17 protein-coding genes are annotated in these 17724 nt (G+C 70.8%); 8 read left to right on the top strand and 9 right to left on the bottom strand.

The genetic code is table 11. The annotated features are described in order from the left end of the window. Positions 1-19: 19 nt before the first annotated feature. The 3 genes from lipB to AC3DE3_RS13300 all read left to right on the top strand — a co-directional run bounded on the left by lipB (position 20) and on the right by AC3DE3_RS13300 (position 2575). Positions 20-697: a lipoyl(octanoyl) transferase LipB gene (lipB, locus tag AC3DE3_RS13310; RefSeq protein ID WP_488370300.1), complete on the top strand. Its 678-nt coding sequence runs from the start codon at positions 20-22 to the stop codon at positions 695-697. Between the two features lie 21 nt (positions 698-718). After that, positions 719-1735, top strand: a complete 1017-nt coding sequence (gene lipA, locus AC3DE3_RS13305; protein ID WP_260487254.1) for a lipoyl synthase — start codon at positions 719-721, stop codon at positions 1733-1735. A gap of 84 nt (positions 1736-1819) precedes the next feature. Continuing rightward, complete coding sequence (locus tag AC3DE3_RS13300; protein ID WP_260487255.1) at positions 1820-2575, top strand: DUF4191 domain-containing protein; 756 nt, start codon at positions 1820-1822, stop codon at positions 2573-2575. Positions 2576-2592: 17 nt separating this feature from the next. Here AC3DE3_RS13300 and AC3DE3_RS13295 read toward each other — a convergent pair whose 3' ends face one another. Further along, on the bottom strand, positions 2593-3078 hold the full coding sequence (locus AC3DE3_RS13295) for an RDD family protein (RefSeq protein ID WP_488370299.1): 486 nt from the start codon (positions 3076-3078) through the stop codon (positions 2593-2595). 219 nt (positions 3079-3297) lie between these two features. Between AC3DE3_RS13295 and glnA (AC3DE3_RS13290) the strand changes: the two genes are divergently transcribed. Next, the gene (gene glnA / locus AC3DE3_RS13290; RefSeq protein WP_260487258.1) at positions 3298-4731 is read left to right on the top strand and encodes a type I glutamate--ammonia ligase; all 1434 of its coding nucleotides are present in this window, start codon (positions 3298-3300) and stop codon (positions 4729-4731) included. A gap of 147 nt (positions 4732-4878) precedes the next feature. Here the strand turns inward: glnA (AC3DE3_RS13290) and AC3DE3_RS13285 are convergent, their stop codons facing one another. Further along, a complete protein-coding gene (locus AC3DE3_RS13285; RefSeq protein ID WP_488370298.1) occupies positions 4879-5283 on the bottom strand; it encodes a hypothetical protein in 405 nt (134 codons plus the stop codon). A 200-nt stretch (positions 5284-5483) separates the two neighbouring features. On the opposite strand from AC3DE3_RS13285, the gene AC3DE3_RS13280 reads away from it, so the two are divergent. Next, entirely contained in the window at positions 5484-5888 is a 405-nt protein-coding gene (locus AC3DE3_RS13280; RefSeq protein ID WP_260487262.1) for a hypothetical protein, read from the top strand. Positions 5889-5933: 45 nt separating this feature from the next. Beyond that, a complete protein-coding gene (locus AC3DE3_RS13275) occupies positions 5934-6743 on the top strand; it encodes a DUF1206 domain-containing protein (protein WP_260487263.1) in 810 nt (269 codons plus the stop codon). 36 nt (positions 6744-6779) lie between these two features. Here AC3DE3_RS13275 and AC3DE3_RS13270 read toward each other — a convergent pair whose 3' ends face one another. The 5 genes from AC3DE3_RS13270 to glnA (AC3DE3_RS13250) all read right to left on the bottom strand — a co-directional run bounded on the left by AC3DE3_RS13270 (position 6780) and on the right by glnA (AC3DE3_RS13250) (position 13188). Beyond that, the gene (locus tag AC3DE3_RS13270; protein WP_488370297.1) at positions 6780-7328 is read right to left on the bottom strand and encodes a DUF732 domain-containing protein; all 549 of its coding nucleotides are present in this window, start codon (positions 7326-7328) and stop codon (positions 6780-6782) included. Positions 7329-7343: 15 nt separating this feature from the next. Beyond that, positions 7344-8309: an endonuclease/exonuclease/phosphatase family protein gene (locus AC3DE3_RS13265; protein WP_260487265.1), complete on the bottom strand. Its 966-nt coding sequence runs from the start codon at positions 8307-8309 to the stop codon at positions 7344-7346. Beyond that, the gene (locus AC3DE3_RS13260; protein WP_260487266.1) at positions 8306-8665 is read right to left on the bottom strand and encodes a hypothetical protein; all 360 of its coding nucleotides are present in this window, start codon (positions 8663-8665) and stop codon (positions 8306-8308) included. The genes AC3DE3_RS13265 and AC3DE3_RS13260 overlap by 4 nt, the downstream gene beginning before the upstream one ends. 93 nt (positions 8666-8758) lie before the next feature. Beyond that, entirely contained in the window at positions 8759-11836 is a 3078-nt protein-coding gene (locus AC3DE3_RS13255; RefSeq protein WP_488370427.1) for a bifunctional [glutamine synthetase] adenylyltransferase/[glutamine synthetase]-adenylyl-L-tyrosine phosphorylase, read from the bottom strand. Positions 11837-11847: 11 nt separating this feature from the next. After that, entirely contained in the window at positions 11848-13188 is a 1341-nt protein-coding gene (glnA, locus tag AC3DE3_RS13250) for a type I glutamate--ammonia ligase (protein WP_260487267.1), read from the bottom strand. A gap of 199 nt (positions 13189-13387) precedes the next feature. Between glnA (AC3DE3_RS13250) and panB the strand changes: the two genes are divergently transcribed. Both panB and pip read left to right on the top strand, forming a co-directional pair. Continuing rightward, positions 13388-14266 (top strand): 3-methyl-2-oxobutanoate hydroxymethyltransferase, encoded by an 879-nt coding sequence (gene panB / locus AC3DE3_RS13245; protein ID WP_260487268.1) that lies wholly within the window; start codon positions 13388-13390, stop codon positions 14264-14266. 5 nt (positions 14267-14271) lie between these two features. After that, the gene (gene pip, locus AC3DE3_RS13240) at positions 14272-15282 is read left to right on the top strand and encodes a prolyl aminopeptidase (RefSeq protein WP_260487269.1); all 1011 of its coding nucleotides are present in this window, start codon (positions 14272-14274) and stop codon (positions 15280-15282) included. Between the two features lie 23 nt (positions 15283-15305). Here pip and AC3DE3_RS13235 read toward each other — a convergent pair whose 3' ends face one another. Then, positions 15306-16124, bottom strand: coding sequence for an SDR family NAD(P)-dependent oxidoreductase (locus tag AC3DE3_RS13235; protein WP_488370426.1), 819 nt, complete (start codon positions 16122-16124; stop codon positions 15306-15308). Positions 16125-16186: 62 nt separating this feature from the next. Next, positions 16187-17695 carry a flavin-containing monooxygenase gene (locus AC3DE3_RS13230; RefSeq protein ID WP_488370296.1) on the bottom strand — a complete coding sequence of 503 codons (1509 nt, stop codon included), beginning with the start codon at positions 17693-17695 and terminating at the stop codon, positions 16187-16189. Between the last annotated feature and the right edge of the window lie 29 nt (positions 17696-17724).

The following is a 17724-nucleotide window of genomic DNA, read 5'->3' as shown; positions in this document are numbered from 1 at the left end:
TTCGGCCTACCCTGGAGACATGTCCCACACCGGTCAGTCCCTCCGCCGCGACCCGGCGCCCCCGGAGATCCGTCGGCTCGGCACAGTCGAGTACAGCCCCACCTGGGAGCTCCAACGCTCCCTGGCGGAGGAACGCGCCGACGGGAAGCGTGGTGACACGATCCTGCTCCTGGAGCACCCCGCGACGTACACCGCCGGCAAGCGCACGGAGCCGTCCGACCGCCCCACCGACGGGACCCCGGTCGTCGACGTCGACCGCGGCGGGCGCATCACGTGGCACGGGCCCGGCCAGCTGGTGGGGTACCCGATCATCGAACTGACCGACCCCATCGACGTGGTCGAGTACGTCCGACGCGTGGAGCAGGCCCTCATCACCACCTGCGCGCGGCTCGGTGTGGAGGCCGGGCGCGTCGACGGGCGTTCCGGGGTGTGGTGTGCGGCCTCGGACGGCAGGCCCGAGCGCAAGATCGCCGCCATCGGGATCCGGGTCCAGCGGGGCGTGACGATGCACGGGTTCTCCCTCAACTGCGACTGCGATCTGACCGCGTTCTCGCGGATCGTCCCCTGCGGCATCGTCGACGCCGGGGTCACGTCACTCACCGCCGAACTCGGGCGGACCGTGCCGGTGTCGGAGGTTCTCGACCAGGTCACCTCCGACATGGTGGAGGCGCTCGACGGCCGACTGCCCGTGGCGTGATTCGCGCGTAGGCTTGCGGCCGTGACTGTCACCCCTGAAGGCCGCAAGCTCCTCCGTATCGAGGCCCGCAACGCCGAGACGCCGATCGAGCGGAAGCCGTCGTGGATCCGCACCCGGGCCACCATGGGTCCCGAGTACAAGGAACTCAAGACCCTGGTCAAGACCGGTGGCCTGCACACGGTGTGCGAGGAGGCCGGCTGCCCCAACATCTACGAGTGTTGGGAGGACAGGGAGGCGACGTTCCTCATCGGCGGCGAGCAGTGCACCCGTCGCTGTGACTTCTGCCAGATCGACACCGGCAAACCGAGTGCCCTCGACCGTGACGAGCCGCGCCGTGTCGCCGAGTCCGTGCGCGAGATGGGATTGCGCTACTCCACGATCACGGGTGTCGCCCGCGACGACCTCGACGACGGCGGGGCGTGGCTCTACGCGGAGACGGTCCGCAAGATCCACGAACTCAATCCCAACACGGGTGTCGAGAACCTCATCCCCGACTTCAACGGGAACCCGGAGCAGCTGGCCGAGGTGTTCGAATCGCGCCCCGAGGTGCTGGCGCACAACCTCGAGACCGTTCCCCGGATCTTCAAGCGGATCCGCCCGGCGTTCCGGTTCGACCGGTCCCTCGACGTGATCCGCGCCGCCCGCGACTTCGGCCTGGTCACCAAGTCCAACCTCATCCTGGGGATGGGCGAGACGACCGAGGAGATCGTCGACGCGATGCGCGACCTGCACTCCGCCGGCTGCGACATCCTCACCATCACGCAGTACCTGCGGCCGAGCCCGCTGCACCACCCGATCGACCGCTGGGTCAAGCCCGAGGAGTTCGTCGAGCTGTCCGACCAGGCCCGCGAGATCGGCTTCGCCGGCGTCATGGCCGGCCCTCTCGTCCGCTCCTCGTACCGCGCCGGTCGCCTCTACGTCCAGGCCATGGAGCACCGCGGACAGGCCGTGCCGGAGCACCTGCAGCAGCTGATGACCGGGGGATCGGCGTCCCAGGAGGCGTCGAGCGTCCTGGATCGCGAACGCGCCCGCGTCTGACCCGCTCGCCGTCGGCCCGGCGGGTCACCCCTCGCGCCCGCCGCGGTTCCCGAACCGCGGCGGGCGCCACGTATCCTGGTGGGCATGGCGAAGAGCGAGCTCACCAAGGCGGATAAGAAGGCGGCCCGCGCCGTCCGGCGGCAGGCGGGCAAGGAACAGCGCGGCCAGATGTGGCAGGCGCTGAAGATCCAGTCCAAGCAGGACAAGCTCCTGTGGCCGCTGATGATCGGCGCCCTGGTGGTGTCGGTGGTCGTGTTCTTCCTTCTCGGCACACTGTGGGGCGGCGAGTGGTGGATGCTCCCACTGGGCGTGCTCACCGGTCTCATGCTCGCGATGGTGATCTTCTCGCGACGTGTGCAGAACACGGTGTACGGCAAAGCCGAGGGTCAGCCCGGTGCCGCGGCGTGGTCCCTGGACCAACTGCGGTCCGGATGGCGGGTCAACCAGGCCGTCGCCGCCACGACGAGCTTCGACGCCGTTCACCGGGTGGTCGGACGGTGCGGCATCGTGATCGTGGGCGAGGGTGAACCGCGCCGCCTCAAGCCGCTCATGGCGCAGGAGAAGAAGAAGGTCGCCCGGGTCGTGGGCGACACTCCGATCTACGAACTGATCGTGGGCGATGAGCAGGACGCCACCCCGGAACAGGTGCCGCTGCGCAAGCTCAATCGCCGCCTCACCCGCTACCCGATGAACATCAGTCGGGCCAAGGTCGACGCGCTCGATACGCGGCTCCGCGCGCTGAGCACCAAGACCGGCGTGCAGAATCAGATGCCCAAGGGCCCGATGCCCCAGGGTGCGAAGGTCCGCAACATCCAGCGCAGCGCCCGCCGCCGCGGCTGACCCGGCCCGCCGGCTCGTCAGCGGGTGCGGATGAGCGTGGTGCCGGTGGCGCGGTCGTGCATGCCACGGCCGTCCTCGTCCTGGATGAGCGGGGGTAGCAGGAAGAAGATGAACACCACCCGCACGAGCGCGCGGACGAAGCCCACGCGCTCGTCGGCATCGATCCGCGCCGTGCCGATGCCCACCACTGCCTGCCCCGGGGTCTGTGCGAACAGCCACACGCAGACCACGCCGCTCACGCCCCAGATCAGCGGCACGGCCCAGCTCGAGACAGTGGAGAACGAGTCACCTCCGAGGACGCCCGGGCCGGCCAGCATCACGATGATCGCGACCAGGCCGTACGCCAGGGACCAATCCACCACGAGGGCGCCGATCCGGAGGCCCAGCGGGGCGATCGACCCCTCCCCGTGGCGGGGGAGCCCGAGGTTCTCTCCCTTGAACTTCTGCTCCGGCCCACTGCCGGCGGTGGGTCCGGACAGCCATGATCCCGCAACGTCACGCATGCTGACCAGGGTAGCCGGGCGACCTGCCGATCCCCATGTCGGCGATACCCCGCCGCGGATGACTAAACTGACCCCATTGGGAGGGACCCCACCCGGTCGATGGTGTTACACCAGCGAAACATTCGGTTGACGGCCGGGCAACACCTCGCCCATATCGTGAGGTCACCGCACGACGGGAGACACCGGTCGCCCGTCGCACAGAGAGACGAGGAGCGAATCGTGGCATTCTCCACTCCGGACGAGGTCATCAAGTTCATCAAGGACGAGGGCGTCGAGTACGTCGACATCCGGTTCACCGACCTGCCGGGCAACGAGCAGCACTTCACGATCGCCGCAGCGGCGTTCGACGAGGACCTGATCGAAGACGGTCTGGCCTTCGACGGCTCCTCCATCCGGGGTTTCCAGTCGATCCACGAGTCCGACATGATGCTCCTGCCGGATGTCGCCACGGCCCGCCTCGACCCGTTCCGCAAGGCCAAGACGCTCAACATCAGCTGCTTCGTCCACGATCCCTTCACCCGTGAGGCCTACAGCCGCGACCCGCGCAACGTCGCCCGCAAGGCCGAGGAGTACCTGGTCTCCACCGGCATCGCCGACACCTGCTTCTTCGGCGCCGAGGCCGAGTTCTTCATCTTCGATTCGGTCCGCTACGGCTCGGGCACCAACCACGGCTTCTACGAGGTCGACTCGACCGCCGGCCACTGGAACAGCGGCGCCGAGACCGAGGCCGACGGCTCCCCCAACCTCGGCTACAAGGTCCGCGCCAAGGGTGGCTACTTCCCGGTCGCCCCGTACGACCACTTCGTCGACCTGCGCGACGAGATGTCCACCAATCTCACCAACGCCGGCTTCGAGCTCGAGCGTCTGCACCACGAGGTCGCCGGCGCCCAGCAGGAGATCAACTACAAGTTCAACACCCTGCTGCACGCCGCCGACGACGTCCAGCTGTTCAAGTACATCGTCAAGAACACCGCGTGGAAGAACGGCAAGTCCGCCACGTTCATGCCCAAGCCCCTCTTCGGCGACAACGGTTCGGGTATGCACGCCCACCAGTCGCTGTGGAAGGACGGCAAGCCGTTGTTCCACGACGAGTCCGGCTACGCGGGCCTGTCCGACATCGCCCGGTACTACATCGGCGGCATCCTGCACCACGCGCCGTCGCTGCTGGCGTTTACCAACCCGACGATCAACTCGTACCACCGGCTCGTCCCGGGCTACGAGGCCCCGATCAACCTGGTGTACTCGCAGCGCAACCGCTCGGCGTGTGTCCGGATCCCGATCACCGGCAACAACCCCAAGGCCAAGCGCATCGAGTTCCGCTGCCCCGACTCCTCCGGCAACCCGTACTTCGCGTTCGCCGCGATGATGATGGCCGGCATCGACGGTGTGAAGAACAAGATCGAGCCGATGGCCCCGGTCGACAAGGACCTCTACGAGCTCCCGCCGGAGGAGGCCGCCGACATCCCGCAGGCGCCCACCTCGCTGCCCGCGGTGATCGACCGCCTCGAGCAGGACCACGAGTACCTCACCGAGGGTGGCGTGTTCACCGAGGACCTCATCGAGAACTGGATCTCGTACAAGCGCGAGAAGGAGATCGCCCCGGTGAACCTCCGCCCGCACCCGCACGAGTTCGAGCTCTACTACGACTGCTGACGAATCCGCGGCCCTGACCTGATGGCGGATCAGGTCAGGGCCGCGGCCACGTCGCAGTAGTTCCGGGCGCCGCCCGTCCGGTCATCGTGATGACGATGGCCGGACGGGTGGCGCCTTCCGCGTCCCGGTTGGACGGGCGGGCCGGGGTCAGCCGGTCGAGTGACCGAAGGACCACGCGTCGACGGAGGAGATGCGCACGCGCATGACCGGCATGACGCCGGGAACGCCCCGCTGCCACGCGTCGGTGAGGTGGATGAACGAGGACACCCGTTCCTCGTCGTCCAGGGCGTTCTCGTACTTCATGATGCCGATCTGGCGGAACATACTCGCCTGGGCGCCGGCCACTTCCTCGGACTTCTCGTCACCCGACAGTGCGTCGAGGGTGGCCGCCTGGATCCGCATGAACTCGCCCTCGGTGATCAGGTTGCCCTCCCAGGCGTTCCCGTTGATCACGAGGGTGATCGGGAAGTTCACGGGGGCTTGCTCAATGCCCTCCGCCATCCGGCGGAGCAAGTAGTCGAGGTCGGTGGCGCCTTCATTACCAGTAGTCACGGCTCGAGTGTATCGACGCCGGTCGGTTACACGGACAGGACGCCGAGGACGCACACCCGCCCGTCGGCGCTCCCTCCGGATGCCGTTCCCCACCCCGTCGGGAAAACCCCTGATTCCGCCGGCCGCCCCGGCCGGGGCGTTTACGGTGGTGGCAACCCGGCGACCACGGCCGGGCGCCACGCCGGGAAGGAGCCGGGATCATGGAGACCGACGGATTCGACTTCCGCAGTTCCTCGCCCCGGGCCCGGCCGCTCAAGGTGGTCGCCGCGGCACTCGATCCGGAACACGACCCCGACAGGCAGGGACAGGGCTACCCCGTCCTGCTCAAACTGTCGCGGGTCCTGGACCCGGAGGAGGCGCGTCTGATCCTCGAGCGCAATCCCTTCCTCCACGCCACCGCCGGTTCCCGGAAGCTCATCGCCATGGACACCTCGGTCGAGACCCTCCGCGAGCAGAAGGACCGGCTCCAGCTCCTCCTCGCGGAGGTCGAGGCCGACGCCCTCGCCGAGCAGGCCCGCCAGCGGATGGAGGAGCACCGGGCGGCCGAACTCCGGGTGGAGGAGCTGCGTCGGCGGAACGAGATCCTCGGGGAGATCGAGTGGTGACCGGGTTCGGGTGGTGAATGTGCAGCGGCATGGGAGAGTTCACCCATGAATTCCCCGCTCCGCTCCCGGTCCGTCTCCGGCGCCGCACGCTCCGCCGCGGACCACCCCGCACTCGAATGGCTGGCCCGCGCCGGATTCGTCATGAACGGGGTGCTCCACCTGCTCATCGGGTGGATCGCCGTTCGCATCGCGCTCGGGTCGGGAGGCGGTGAGGCCTCCAACTCGGGTGCCCTGGCGCAGATCGCGAGCGCCCCCGGCGGGCAGGTCATGCTGTGGGGTGGCGCGGTGGGCTTCGTCGCGCTGGGCCTGTGGCAGATCACCGAACTGCTACTCGGGTCCGAGGATGCCTCCGACCGGGTGAAGGCCGGGGCCAAGGCGGCCGTCTACGTGGCGCTGGGGCTCACCACCGCGCGGTTCGCCTCCGGCGGCGGCGGGTCGGATTCCCAGACCGCCTCCGACGCCACGTCCGGCCTGCTCGCCTCCGGGCCGGGGAAGGTGGCGTTGGTCATCGCGGGCCTGGTGATCCTCGGGGTGGGCGGGTACCACGTCTACAAGGGGGCCACGGCGGCGTTCGTCGAGGACCTCGAACGCACCGGCGGTGGTCAGGTCGGCCGGGCCATGATCATCGCGGGCCGGGTGGGTTACGTCGCCAAGGGCATCGCGCTGGCCATCCTGGGCGGTCTGGTGGTCGCCGCCGTCGTCACCACGGACCCGGAGAAGGCCGGCGGGCTGGACTCCGCGCTGCGCACGGTCGGCGAGCAACCGTTCGGGCAGGTCCTTTTGGTGCTGACCGGCGCGGGAATCGCCCTGTACGGTCTCTACTCGATCGGGCGGGCCCGCTACGGCCGGATGTGACCCGGCGAGCGTGACACGGCGGGGCGCACGCGTGTCTCAGCCGAGCTTGGGGAAGTTCTGGGGACAGTAGGTCCCGACCGCGGCGCCGAGGAAGAAGCCCTGGCCGTCGGGGTCGAGGCCGGCCCGCTCCCCCAGCCATCCGGAGACCTCGTCCATCTGCTGCCCGCCGTCGAACCGGCCGCAGGCCTCGGTGGCCGTCACGACGGGATCCACGCCCTCGGGCAGGGTGACGCCCCGCCGCTCGAGCAGTGCGACGAAGTCCCCACCCCCGGGAGCCGGCGGCGGGGGCTCGGCAGCCCCCGGGCCGGGTGCGTCCGCCGGTGCCTCCTCGGGCGGCGGCAGCGGTTCGGGCTCCCCCGGCATCGGCTCGGGAGCCGGCGACTGGGGCGAAGGAGGCGGAACCGGGCCGGTGGGCTTCTCCGGGCGCTCCTGGGCGAACGGCGACGAGGTGGCCACCGACGCAGTGGGTTCTGAGGACACCTCCAGGGCCTCACCGTCCACCGTCGCCCCGCCGCACCCCGCGAGGACTGCCGCCACCACAGCGGTGGCGACGCCGGAGGCGGTCAGGCGCGTACGTGAACTCATGGTGCGCATGTTAGGTCACCCGGACCCGGGCGCGGGGAGAAGCACCGTCGCGAGCACTCCGAGGTGATCCGTCCTGGCCACCTCGACGGTGTCCGTCTCCCCCACGGCGACCGCACCGCGGGCCAGCACGTGGTCGATACCGATGAGCGGGGGGATCCGCCGACCCGCCGGCCAGGTGGGCACCCACCCGTCGCTCCCGCCCGAGACGGAGTCCGTGTAACCGAGACCCCGCAGGTCCCGGAACCGCACGTGATCCCAGGTGGCGTTGAAGTCCCCGCCCACCACGACCGGCCCGGGCCCGGGCAGGCTGCCGAGGTACCAGCGCAGTCGATCGGCCTCGTCCACGGCGGCGGGTGCGTCGAACACCGGAGCCACGGGGTGTGCGGCCACCACCGTCACCGGTCCGCCCGGACCCGCCATCTCGGTGCGCAGCAGTCCGAGGCTGAAGCCCTCGACCCTCTCCGGCGGCGAGAGGGGGAACCGCGACCACACCGCCACCCCCTGGGTCGTGGGAGCGGTCGCGGCCGCCTCGTGCGGCAGCAGCCCCGTCAGCCCCGCGGTGCGCAGCGCGTCCGCCGCCTCCGGCGTCGTCTCCACGGTCATGAGCAGGTCGACCCCGCCGGTGCGGACCGCCCGGACCACGTCGTGCGGGGCGGCTCGGCCGAACTCGAGGTTCTGCACCATCACCCGAACCGGCAGGCCCTCGTCGTCGTCGATCTGGCGTGGCGGGGCCACGAGGGGCCCGTACTGGACCACCCCGGCGCCGACGAGCGCGACGGCGATGATCCCGAGAAGCACCGACCGTGCGCGGACGGCCGCGATCAAGGCGACCAGGGAGAACGCCCACGCGGCGACCGCGAACGAAGCGAGGACCGGCACCGCCGGGAGCTCCGAGCGTGAGTGGTGCAGCGTCACCCCGGCGCCGGCGACGAGCACGGCGAGGACGGCGATGGCCCGGGCGACCGGGCGCCGACGGGTCAACGCAGAAACTTGCGCAGGTCCCCCAGCGCGGCGATCACGCGGTCCAGGTCGTCACCGTTACGCACCATCGAGCGCACCGTCTCCGCGACCGACGCGACGGTCGGTGAGGATGCGGTCGCGGTGGGCCCGTCCACCGGCTGGCCCACCAGCGCCCCCGAGGCGGCGCGGGCCGCACCGGGGCGCCGGCGGTCCGGGCCGAGCTCCACCTCGAAGCGGTCGCCCTTGTCGTCGGACCCGAGGCAGCGGACACGCTCGTCGGCGGGGACCCCGGCGGCGCGCACGGCGTCGACGAACTCGTAGAGCTCGCCGTAGGTCACGCCGTCGAGGGTGAGGGTGAGGTTCATCGTCACAGCCATGCGCCCAGGTTATCGGCGCGCGGGTGGGCCGCGCATCAGGGACGACCCTGGTTCCGACCCTGGCCCACCCCCGCGCCGGGCCGGCGTCCCCCGTCAGTCCTCGCCCCAGAACACGTGGTCGACAGCCTTGCGCCCGAGACGGGTCACGCGGAGGTACTCGTTGAGGAACCCCGCACCGTCGGCCGAACCCGTGCAGATCATCGCCACCGCCGCAAGGATCGCACCCTGCCCCGGGAGCTGGTCGACCGCTTTGCCGCGTGCCAGCACCAGAGCGTTGCGGGCGTGCCCGGCCATCAACCACGAGTCGACCAGGGCATCGCGCTCGGACTCGGACAACAGTTCGGCGGAGGCCGCGGCGTCGAGCGCCTCGAGCGTGGACGTCGTGTGGAGGCCGGGTACCCGGGCGGCGTGCTGCATCGTCAACAGTTGGGCGCACCATTCCACATCCGCCAGGCCACCGCGCCCGAGCTTGGTGTGGGTGGCCGGGTCCGCGCCGCGGGGCAGTCGCTCCGAGTCGATCCTCGCCTTCATGCGGCGGATCTCCTGGACGATCTTCGGCGGCACACCCTGTTCCGGGTAGCGGAACTCGTCGATCATGTGGAGGAAGTCCAGCCCGAGGTCGCGGTCGCCGGCGGCGAACGCGGCGCGGAGCAGCGCCTGCAGCTCCCAGGTCTCGGCCCACTTGGCGTAGTAGGCGCGGTAGGAGGCCAGAGTGCGCACGAGGGGGCCGTTCCGCCCCTCGGGGCGCAGGTCGGCGTCCAGGTCCAGCGGGGGATCCGACGACGGCGAGGACAGCAACCTGCCCACCCGCTCGGCCACCTGCGTGGCCCACCGGACCGCCTCGTCCTCCGGGACGCCCTCGGCCGGGTCGCAGACGATCATCACGTCCGCGTCCGAACTGTAGGACAGCTCGTCCCCGCCGAGCCGCCCCATCCCGATGTAGGCGATGCGGGCCGGCGCCGCACCGCCCTCGGGCATCATGTCGCGGACCACCGCGGCCAGCGACGCCTCGAGCACCGCACGCCACACGGCCGACAGTCGCCTGCCCACGTCGGGGACCGAGATCATCTGCAGGACGTCCGCGGCACCGATCCGCGCCAGCTCGGCGCGGCGCAGCGACCGCGCCGCCGCGATGACCCGCTCGGGAGTCGGGTGCCGGGCGGCGGAGGCGGTGAGCGCGGAGGCGATGTCGGAGACCTTGGAGTCCACCAGCACCGGCCCCTGCGCGCCGTCGGTGAGATCGGGGATCACCTCGGGATTGCGCGTGAGCAGACCGGCCACGAAGGCCGAGGTCCCCAGGACCCGCACCAGACGGCGGGCGACGATGCTGTCATCGCGCAGTGTGCGCAGGAACCAGGTGACCTCCTCGTGCTCCTCGCACAGGCGCCGATAGGCCAGCAGCCCCGCGTCGGGGTCCGCCGTATCGGCGAGCCACTCCATGAACGTGGGCAGCAGCAGCGCCTGGATGCGGCCCCGGCGACTGTTCTGCCCCGCGAGCGCTCGCAGGTGACCCAACGCGTTGCGGGGAGCCGCGAAGCCGAGGGCGGCCAGCTGACGCTCCATCGCCTCCGGGCTCAGGGAGAGCGCCTCGGCGTCGTAGGAGGCGATCGAGTCCAGCAGCGGGCGGTAGAAGAGCTTCGAGTGCAGGCGTCGCACCCGGCGGCGCAGCTCCCGCAGACTCTGCCGCAGCACCTGGGCGGCGTCGTTCGGCCCGTTCGGCCGGATGTGCGCCGCGCGGGCCAGCCAGCGGTAGGCCTCCTCGTCGTCGTCCTCCGGTAGCAGGTGGGTGCGCTTGTAGCGCTGCAGCTGGAGACGGTGCTCGAGCAGGCGGAGGAACTCGTAGGCGGCCAGCAGTTCCGCGCCGTCCTCACGCGCGATGTACCCGCCGTCGCGCAGGGCCCCGAGCGCCTCGACGGTGCTGGTGACCCGCAGGTCGTCGTCGGTGCGGCCGTGGACCATCTGCAGCAGCTGCACGGCGAACTCGACGTCGCGCAGGCCACCGCGCCCGAGTTTGAGTTCCCGCTCGCGCAGGGCCTCGGGCACGTTCTCCTCGACCCGCCGTCGCATCGCCTGCACGTCGTGGACGAAGTCGTCCCGTTCGGCGGCGGTCCACACCATCGGGTGGACGGTGTCGTGGTACTCCACGGCCAGTGCCATGTCGCCGGTCATGGGGCGCGCCTTGAGCTGTGCCTGGAACTCCCACGTCTTGGCCCAACGCTTGTAGTAGGCCGTGTGTGAGTCGAGTGTGCGCACCAACTCGCCGGACTTGCCCTCCGGGCGCAGCGCCGCGTCGACCTCGAAGAAGGCCATGGACCCGATGCGCATCATCTCCCCCGCCACCCGCCCGGTCCTGGCGTCGGCGGGCTCGGCCACGAAGATCACGTCGACGTCCGAGATGTAGTTGAGTTCCCGCGCGCCGCCCTTGCCCATGGCGACCACGCCCAGCCTGGCCGGCATCGGCGAATCCGGGTAGACGGTGGCCACCGCGACCGCGAGGGCGGCGGTCAGTGCGGCGTCGGCGAGGTCGGACAGCCGCCGACCCACCTCGATGAAGGGAAGTGCGGGTTCGTCGTCCTCGACGGCCACGGCCACGTCGTGGGCGGCGAGCAGGGCCACGTGGTCGCGGTAGGTGGAGCGCAGCACGCTGACCGCGGCGCCGCCGGTGACCCCGGCGCGGTAGGTGCCGACGCTGCGCAGATCCTCCTGCTGGGACGGCTCGGGGGCGTCTGCCACAGCTTGCTCCGGGACCGCCTCGACCGCACCGAGCATGTCGGCCAGGATGTCCTCGAACGCGGGGAGGTCCGCCCGCAGCAGCGTCCACCGGGTGGGCTCCGCGACGAGGTGGTCCCCCAGAGCGCTCGACGACCCGAGCAGCCCCAGCAGTCGCGCGCGCAGCCGCGAGTCGGACCGCAGGGCGTCGTCCAGCGCCGCGACGCCGGCGCCGGCGGAGCCGCTCTCATCGTGGGAACCGGCGGCGAGTGATTCGTGGAGCCGCACCAGGGCTCCCAGAGCGAGGTCGGGGTCCGGAGCCCGGGACAGCGACCACAGCACCGGGACCGCGTCGTCGTCGGTCCACCCCAGGTAGTCGAGCCAGTCCGCGGCTCGGTCGTCTAGCAGCCCGAGGCGGCCCGGGCTCGGTAGCCGTGGTCGCGAGGAATCCCTGCTCACGATCCCACCGCCGGTCACAAGTTGAGGTAGTGCCGCAGCTCGTACGGGGTCACGTCGTTGCGGTACTCGCGCCACTCACGCCGCTTGTTGCGCAGGAAGAACTCGAAGACGTGCTCGCCCAGCGCCTCGGCGACCAACTCGGACTCCTCCATCGCGTCCAGCGCCTGCTCGAGGCTGCCCGGGAGGTCGGTGTACCCCATCGCGCGCCGCTCGCGGCGGCTCATGGTCCACACGTCGTCCTCGGACTCCGGCGGGAGCTCGTAGCCCTCCTGCACACCCTTGATCCCGGCGGCGAACATCACCGCATAGGCCAGGTACGGGTTGCAGGCCGAGTCGGGACTGCGCACCTCGATCCGCCGCGACGACGCCTTGTTGGGCGTGTACATGGGCACGCGGACGAGGGCCGAACGGTTGGCCCGTCCCCACGTGGCCGCGGTGGGGGCCTCGCCGCCGCCGATGAGACGCTTGTAGGAGTTGACCCACTGGTTGGTCACGGCGGAGAACTCGGGCGCGTGGGTGAGGATGCCCGCGACGAACGACTTCGCGGTGGTCGACAGCTGGTACTCGTCGTCCGGGTCGTGGAACGCGTTGGCGTCGCCCTCGAACAGGCTCATGTGGGTGTGCATCGCCGAGCCCGGGTGGTCACGCAGGGGCTTGGGCATGAACGACGCCCACACCCCGTTGTTCATGGCCACCTCCTTGACCACGTAGCGGAACGTCATGATGTTGTCCGCCATGCTCAGGGCGTCGGCGTAGCGCAGGTCGATCTCCTGCTGCCCCGGCGCGTTCTCGTGGTGGGAGAACTCCACCGAGATGCCCATGGCCTCCAGTGCCTCGATCGCGTGGCGTCGGAAGTGGGGCGCCGAGTCGTGGACCGCCTGGTCGAAGTAGCCACCGTTGTCGGTGGGCACCGGTTCCGCGCCGTCGGTGTCCAGGTCCTTGAACAGGAAGAACTCGATCTCGGGGTGCACGTAACAGGAGAATCCGAGGTCGGCGGCCTTGTTGAGCTGGCGGCGCAGCACGTGCCGGGGGTCGGCCCAGCTGGGGCTGCCGTCCGGGTTGTAGATGTCGCAGAAGATTCGTGCGGAGTGCTGCTTGCCGTCGGCGTGGGCCCACGGGAGCACCTGGAAGGTCGACGGATCGGGCTTCGCGACGGTGTCCGCCTCCGAGACCCGGGAGAAGCCCTCGATGGCCGAGCCGTCGAAGCCGATCCCCTCCCCGAAGGCGCCCTCGAGCTCCGCCGGCGCCACGGCGACCGACTTGAGGGTGCCGAGGACGTCGGTGAACCAGAGCCGGACGAACCGGATATCGCGCTCTTCCAAGGTCCTGAGAACGTACTCCTGCTGGCGGTTCATGCCGTCCAACCTAGCGCCTGTCGCATTACGAGCGTGTGACACCCGCCGTGCCGACTCCCACCGCCCCTCTCCGGGCCGGTCGTGGCAGACTCGTCCGCGACAGCGCGCCGATTCCGCCGCGCACGTCACCGCCCCCTGTCCACCCGGGTACCGGCCACCGCCGCCGGCCTCGAGGTCACCGAAGGAAGGCCACATCTCCATGAGCGACTCCCCCGACACCCCGGTCTACGGCGCCGGCGGCGCACCGGCTCCCACACCGCAGGGCGACGGGCCGCAGGGCCTGACCCGGGTCACCCGTCTGCACCACCTCGCCGAGCTGAAGGCCGCCGGCGAGCCGTGGCCGATGCTCACCGCCTACGACTTCGTCTCCGCGCGGCTGTTCCAGGAGGCCGGGATCCCTGTGCTGCTCGTGGGCGATTCGGCGGCCAACGTGGTCTACGGCTATGACACGACGGTCCCGGTGACCGAGGACGAGATGATCCCGCTGGTGCGGGCGGTCACCCGCGGCGCCCCCAAGGCGCTCGTCGTGGCGGACCTGGTCTTCGGCAGCTATGAGGCCTCGCCGACGCAGGCCGTGGCCGCGGCCACCCGCATGATGAAGGAAGGCGGCGCCCAGGCCGTCAAGCTCGAGGGCGGGGTGCGGATGGTCCCGCAGATCAAGGCGATCGTGGACGCCGGGATCCCCGTGATGGCCCACATCGGGTTCACCCCGCAGTCCGTCAACGGGCTGGGCGGGTTCCGGGTCCAGGGCCGCGGCGACGCAGCGGATCAGCTGCGTGCCGACGCGCGCGCCGTCCAGGAGGCCGGGGCGTTCTCCGTGGTGATGGAGATGGTGCCCGCCGACCTCGCCCGCGAGGTGACCGCGGAGCTGCAGATCTCGACCGTGGGCATCGGAGCCGGCAACGGGTGCGACGCCCAGGTGCTGGTCTGGCAGGACATGGCCGGTCACAGCACCGGTCGCACCGCGAAGTTCGTCAAGCGGTACGCCGAGCTGGCGGACACGCTGCGCGACGCCGCCCGTGAGTACGGCACCGAGGTCCGCTCGCGGGCCTTCCCCGGCGCCGAGCACTCCTTCTGACCGTGATGGCACCGACGACCGACACCGGGCGCGGCGCCGCCCGCCGCGCCCCCTACCCCGCGATCGAACCGCACGACAGCGGGATGCTCGACGTGGGCGACGGCCAGCAGCTCCACTGGGAGTGCTCCGGCAACCCGGACGGCGCCCCCGTGGTGTTCGTCCACGGCGGACCCGGCGGTGGGACCACCCCCGCGCACCGGCGCATGTTCGACCCGGCCGCCTACCGGATCATCCTGTTCGACCAACGGGGATGCGGACGGAGCACCCCGCACGTCGCCGAGGGCGCGGACCTGTCGGTCAACACGACCCGTCATCTGATCGACGACCTCGAGCGACTGCGGGAGCACCTCGGCGTCGAGACGTGGCTGGTCTTCGGCGGCTCGTGGGGGTCGACTCTGGCACTGGCCTACGCCCAGGACCATCCGGACAGGGTTCGTGGTCTGGTCCTGCGCGGCATCTTCCTGTGCCGTCCGAGCGAGATCGACTGGTTCTACCGCGGTGGCGCGGCGCACCTGTTCCCCGACGTGTGGGAGGGCTATCTCGCGCCGCTGCTCGCCGCGGACGGGGCGGACGCCGTCCACGGGCCGGGCTACGACCACGTCGCCGCCTACCACCGGCTCCTGCACTGCGGTGATCCGCAGATCGAGATCGAGGCGGCCCGGGCGTGGACCACGTGGGAGACGTCGACCTCGACGCTGCTCCCCCGGCCCGTCGACACCGGCGGGGACCACGACCGTTTCTCGCTGGCCTTCGCCCGGATCGAGAACCACTACTTCGCCAGCGACGCGTTCCTGCAGGGCCGGGCGATCCTGGACCGGATGGACCGCATCGCCCATCTCCCGGCCGTGATCGTCCACGGCCGGTACGACGTGGTGTGCCCGGTCGTGAGCGCGTGGGAACTGCACGCGGCGTGGCCGGGTTCCGAGCTGCACATCGTCCCCGACGCCGGGCACGCGATGGCCGAGCCCGGCACGACCCACCACCTGCTGGAGGCCACGGACCGCTTCCGGCCCTGACGAGCCCCTTACGCGCTCCCGGGTCAGACCACCCCGAAGCGGCGCGACACCGCGACGGTGCCCCTCTGGTAGCCTGCCGGGAACAGCCGGACCAGGGCGTCCAATAGGTGCGCGTCGACCCCTACCAGCACTCGCGCCTTGCGTCGCTCCACGCCGTCGAGGATCACCCGTGCGGCGGTCGACGCCTCCGTGCGCGCGAACTTGGTGTCGAAGATCGTGGCGAAGTTCGCGCTGTCGAGGCCCTCCGCCGCGCCGGCGCTGCGGGCGACGGCGGTCTTGATCCCGCCCGGGTGCACGCAGGTGACGTCGACGGGGTGCCCGGCCGCCAGCATCTCCATCCGCAGGGACTCGGTGAACTGCTGCACCGCCGCCTTGGCCGCGTTGTAGGCGTTCTGGGTGGGGACGGACAGGAACGCGAAGATGCTGGAGACGTTGACCAGGTGGCCGTCGCCGGAGGCGATGAGATGCGGCAGGAACTCCTTGGTGCCGTGGACGACGCCCCAGTAGTCCACGTCCATCACCCGCGCGATGTCCTTGTATCCGGACTGCTCGACCGCCCCGGTGAAGGCGATCCCGGCGTTGTTGACCACCAGGTGGACCGCGCCGAAGTGCTCGGCGACGGCCCCCGCGTACTCGGCGACCATGGCCTGCTCGGTGACGTCGAGGCGCTGCGAGTGCACGTCGGTGGCACCGTCACCGCGCGCGAACTCGACGGTACGGGCCAGGCCGTCGACGTCGATGTCGCTCACTGCCAGCCGCGCGCCGCGCCGCGCGGCCTCACGCGCCAGTTCGCGCCCGATCCCCGAGCCGGCGCCGGTGACGACGACGACCTTGCCGTCCATCCGCCAGCGGGGGCGGCGGGCCAGTGACCCGACGGTGCCGAACAGTCGGCGGACAGGGGCGCTCACGAGAGGGCCTCCTGCCCGGTACGCGTCACGTCCGTGGCGTCGGCCGCGGTCCGCCGATACGCGCTCAGGTCGAACTCCCGCGTCTGGTTGCGGAAGGAGAACGTGAAGTCCGGCCACACGGCCGGCGCGTTGCCCTTGGCGTCGAGGTACCAGCTGCGACAGCCGGTCACCCACACGGTCTCGCCGGTGCTGTCGCGCAGCTCACGGTTGTACGCGTCCTGGACGGCCGAACGCACCTCGACGGTCTGCAGGTCGCGGTCGCGCATGGTGCGCAGCGCGTCCACGAGGTAGTTGAGCTGGGACTCGATCATGTAGATCATCGACGAGTGCCCGAGCCCGGTGGCGGGGCCCACCAGGACGAACAGGTTGGGGTAGCCGGCGACGGTGGTGCCCTTGTAGGCCTCCATGCCCTCGCTCTGCCACTTGTCCGCGAGCGTGCGTCCGTCCGTTCCGCGGACCCGCTCGAAGAACGGGGAGTCGGTGACGTGGAAGCCGGTGGCCACCACCAGGACGTCTGTGGGGTGCTCGACGCCGTCACCGGTGACGATCCCGGTCCCGGTGACGCGGGTGATCGGCTCGGTGACCACGTCGACGTTGTCCCGGGACAGTGCCGGGTACCAGGTGTTGGACAGCAGGATGCGCTTGCACCCGATCTCGAAGTGCGGGGTGAGCCGCGCGCGCAGCGCCCGGTCGCGCACCTGCATTGCCAGGTGTGCCCGTCCGAGCGCCTTGATCGGTGCCAGGGCCGCGCGCGTGCGGGTCAGGCCCACCACCTGGAACTCGCGGCTGGCGTACTGCAGGACCCGCACCGCGCGTTGCAACCCGGGCACCCGGCGGTACAGCGACCGCTCGAACCGGGGGTACTGCCGGTCCATACGCGGCAGTACCCAGGGCGCGGTGCGCTGGTAGACGTCGAGGTGCGCCACGGTCGGGGCGATGGACGGCACCACCTGGATCGCCGAGGCGCCGGTGCCGATCACCGCGACGCGCCGATCGGCGAGCGTCACCGAGTGGTCCCACCGGGCGGTGTGGAAGACGGGCCCGGCGAAGTCTCCGATGCCGTCGATCTCGGGGAGCCTGGGCTCGCACAGTGCGCCGACGCCCAGCACCACCACGCGGGCGTCGTACTCCCCCTCGCTGGTGCGCACCGTCCACCGGCCGCGGGACTCGGAGTAGTCGACGGAGGTGACGTCGACGCCGAAGCGGATCTTGTCGCGCACGCCGGCCTCGTGGGTCACCCGGCGGATGTAGTCGTAGATCTCGCCCTGCGGCGAGAAGGCCCGCGACCAGTCGGGGTTGAGGGCGAAGGAGTACGAGTAGAGGTGGGACGGGACGTCGCACGCCGCCCCGGGGTAGCTGTTGTCCCGCCACGTCCCGCCGACATCCGGGCCGCGCTCGAGGACCACGAGGTCGTCGAAGCCCTCCTGCGCGAGTCTGATGGCCGCGCCGAGCCCGGAGAACCCGGCCCCCACGACGAGGGTGTCGACGATTTCCGGCTGATCCACAGTCTCTCCCTACGACGAACGTGTGACCG

It is taken from the genome of Dietzia sp. IBK-p2-16D, from assembly GCF_057773085.1.
The sequence above is the reverse complement of the archived record's forward strand: the minus strand, read 5'-3'. Positions and strand labels throughout refer to the sequence as shown.

What these genes read in the sequence shown, in the direction of transcription:
- AC3DE3_RS13300 (WP_260487255.1), top strand. Translation starts at nt 1,820, where the DNA reads ATGGCGAAGAGCGAGCTCACCAAGGCGGATAAGAAGGCGGCCCGCGCC.
- AC3DE3_RS13280 (WP_260487262.1), top strand. Translation starts at nt 5,484, where the DNA reads ATGGAGACCGACGGATTCGACTTCCGCAGTTCCTCGCCCCGGGCCCGG.
- lipB (WP_488370300.1), top strand. Translation starts at nt 20, where the DNA reads ATGTCCCACACCGGTCAGTCCCTCCGCCGCGACCCGGCGCCCCCGGAG.
- AC3DE3_RS13270 (WP_488370297.1), bottom strand. Translation starts at nt 7,328, where the DNA reads ATGAGTTCACGTACGCGCCTGACCGCCTCCGGCGTCGCCACCGCTGTG.
- AC3DE3_RS13260 (WP_260487266.1), bottom strand. Translation starts at nt 8,665, where the DNA reads ATGGCTGTGACGATGAACCTCACCCTCACCCTCGACGGCGTGACCTAC.
- AC3DE3_RS13235 (WP_488370426.1), bottom strand. Translation starts at nt 16,124, where the DNA reads ATGGACGGCAAGGTCGTCGTCGTCACCGGCGCCGGCTCGGGGATCGGG.
- glnA (WP_260487267.1), bottom strand. Translation starts at nt 13,188, where the DNA reads ATGAACCGCCAGCAGGAGTACGTTCTCAGGACCTTGGAAGAGCGCGAT.
- AC3DE3_RS13275 (WP_260487263.1), top strand. Translation starts at nt 5,934, where the DNA reads ATGAATTCCCCGCTCCGCTCCCGGTCCGTCTCCGGCGCCGCACGCTCC.
- pip (WP_260487269.1), top strand. Translation starts at nt 14,272, where the DNA reads ATGGCACCGACGACCGACACCGGGCGCGGCGCCGCCCGCCGCGCCCCC.
- AC3DE3_RS13295 (WP_488370299.1), bottom strand. Translation starts at nt 3,078, where the DNA reads ATGCGTGACGTTGCGGGATCATGGCTGTCCGGACCCACCGCCGGCAGT.
- panB (WP_260487268.1), top strand. Translation starts at nt 13,388, where the DNA reads ATGAGCGACTCCCCCGACACCCCGGTCTACGGCGCCGGCGGCGCACCG.